The organism is Halorubrum sp. AJ67, from assembly GCF_000513435.1.
The window spans coordinates 258,951-261,048 of sequence record NZ_CBVY010000003.1 but is presented as its reverse complement, the minus strand read 5'-3'; the positions used below and the strand labels follow the sequence as shown (position 1 = coordinate 261,048).

General features: G+C 69.1%; 2 protein-coding genes and 2 pseudogenes (1 of these 4 running past the window's edge). 3 read left to right on the top strand and 1 reads right to left on the bottom strand.

Annotation, left to right across the window (positions count from 1 at the left end):
* The 3 genes and pseudogenes from BN903_RS04755 to BN903_RS04745 form a co-directional block, all read left to right on the top strand.
* On the top strand, nucleotides 1-376 hold a 376-nt coding region (locus BN903_RS04755), incomplete at its 5' end, for an Rpp14/Pop5 family protein (RefSeq protein ID WP_048076616.1).
* A gap of 4 nt (nucleotides 377-380) precedes the next feature.
* Nucleotides 381-1,175: an archaeal proteasome endopeptidase complex subunit alpha gene (psmA, locus tag BN903_RS04750; protein ID WP_048076615.1), complete on the top strand. Its 795-nt coding sequence runs from the start codon at nucleotides 381-383 to the stop codon at nucleotides 1,173-1,175.
* Between the two features lie 93 nt (nucleotides 1,176-1,268).
* Nucleotides 1,269-2,000: pseudogene (locus tag BN903_RS04745) on the top strand (SDR family oxidoreductase); the annotation flags it as partial.
* 93 nt (nucleotides 2,001-2,093) lie between these two features.
* Here BN903_RS04745 and BN903_RS15580 read toward each other — a convergent pair.
* Nucleotides 2,094-2,098 (bottom strand): annotated as a pseudogene (locus tag BN903_RS15580) (hypothetical protein); its annotated part runs 457 nt beyond the window's last position; the annotation flags it as partial.

Below are 2,098 nucleotides of genomic sequence, written 5' to 3'. Positions count from 1 at the left end.
GCTGTGGTACAGCGCCGGCAACCTCCTCGGCGACGCGGGGAGCGCCGACGCCGACCTCACGCTGCTGTCGTTCTCGCACGCGGACGGGACGGGCGAGGCCGTCGTCCGCGTCAGACACGGCTACGTCGGCGACGCGCGCGCCGCGATCGCCTGCGTGAGCGAGGTCGACGGCGAGCCGGTCGGAATCCTCGTCAGGGGGATTTCGGGGACGGTACGTGCCTGTGAGGAAAGATATATGGGTCGCGCGACCCCCAATTCGACACAGCGAGACGTCGCGTTCGGGAGCGCCGAACGGCCCGCGGTCGTGCGCGGTGACGCGTGTGACCTGCGGGCCGAGTCGGGTCGCGTCGGCGCGACGACGTTCGACATCGAGTGATATCATGCAGGGCCAATCCCAACAACAGGCGTACGACCGCGGCATCACAATCTTCTCTCCGGACGGCCGACTCTATCAGGTCGAGTACGCCCGGGAGGCGGTGAAACGAGGGACGGCGAGCGTCGGGATCCGCGCCGAGGACGGGGTCGTCCTCGCGGCGGACAAGCGCGCCCGCTCCCCGCTGATGGAGCCGGAGAGCATCGAGAAGCTCCACAAGGCCGACGACCACGTCGGCGTCGCGAGCGCCGGCCACGTCGCCGACGCCCGCCAGCTCATCGACTTCGCGCGCCGGCAGGCGCAGGTGAACCAGCTCCGGTACGGCGAGCCGGTCGGCATCGAGACGCTGACGAAGAACATCACCGACCACATCCAGCAGTACACGCAGGTCGGCGGCGCGCGCCCGTTCGGCGTCGCGCTCATCGTCGGCGGCATCGAGAACGGCGAGCCGCGCCTGTTCGAGACGGACCCGTCCGGCACCCCCTACGAGTGGCAGGCGCTGTCGATCGGCTCGGACCGCAGCGACCTCCGTGACTACCTCGAAGCGGAGTACGAGGAGGGCCTCTCGACCGACGACGCCGTCGGACTCGCGCTTGACACCCTCGCGCAGTCGAACGACGGCGAGCTGACGCCCGACGGCGTCGGCGTCGCGACGATCACCGTCGACGACGAGGAGTACACGGAGCGCCCCGTCGACGAGATCGAGGCGATCTTAGACGAGCGGGACCTCCTCCCGGCGGACGACGACGAGGCCGACGAGAGCGGCGACGGCGAGAACGGCGAGTCGGCGGGCGAAGAGTAACGACGCGGACGGCGGCGGGGAGTGCGCCGCCCCCTTCCGATTTTCCTTCGGCGACTGCGCGGACCCCGAGCGACGCGGTCGGTCGGGAGAGTTATGCCGCCGGGGACCGACCGACGACGCGTGCAGAAGACGGTACTCATCACCGGCTGTTCCTCGGGTATCGGCCGCGCCGCGGCGCACGCCTTCCTCGACGAGGGGTGGACCGTGTACGCGACCGCGCGGAACCCCGCGGACGTCGAAGCGCTCGGCGAGGCGGGCTGTGAGCTCGCCACGCTCGACGTCACTGACCAGAACGATGTCGACCGCGTCGTCGATCGGATCTTAGACGAGGAGGGAGCGATCGACGCCCTGATCAACAACGCCGGCTACGGTCAGTTCGGTCCGATCGAGGACGTCACCACCGATCGGGTCCACGACCAGTTCGACGTGAACGTGTACGGGCCACACCGGCTGATCCGGGCGGTGCTGCCCGCGATGCGGCGCGAGCGCGACGGAACCATCGTCAACGTCTCGTCGGTCGCCGGGCGGGTGTCGATGCCCGGCGGCGGCGTGTACAGCGGGTCGAAGTTCGCCCTCGAAGCGATGTCCGACGCGCTGCGCAACGAGGTCGCGGACCTCGGCATCGACGTGGTCGTCGTCGAACCGGGACCGGTGAAGACGAACTTCTCGAAGCGCGCGGAGGAGGAGGCCGACCCCGAGGAGCGCGAGGGAGTCGACCGGACGGACGCCTACGAGGAGTTCTACGCGATGTTCGAGGACGCGCAGCTGATCGGCGGCGACGGTCCCGGCGCGGTCGAGCCGGAACTCGTCGCGAACGCCATCTTCGTNTAACTTCGTATAATGTATGCTATACGAAGTTATTACGGTCGGCGAGGTCTCGTCGACATCGGGCCGGATCAACAGAGGTCGTCGACCGCGCGGGC

Bases quoted from the DNA above. Each gene is read 5' to 3' on its own strand.
- psmA (WP_048076615.1), top strand. From the start codon at position 381: ATGCAGGGCCAATCCCAACAACAGGCGTACGACCGCGGCATCACAATC.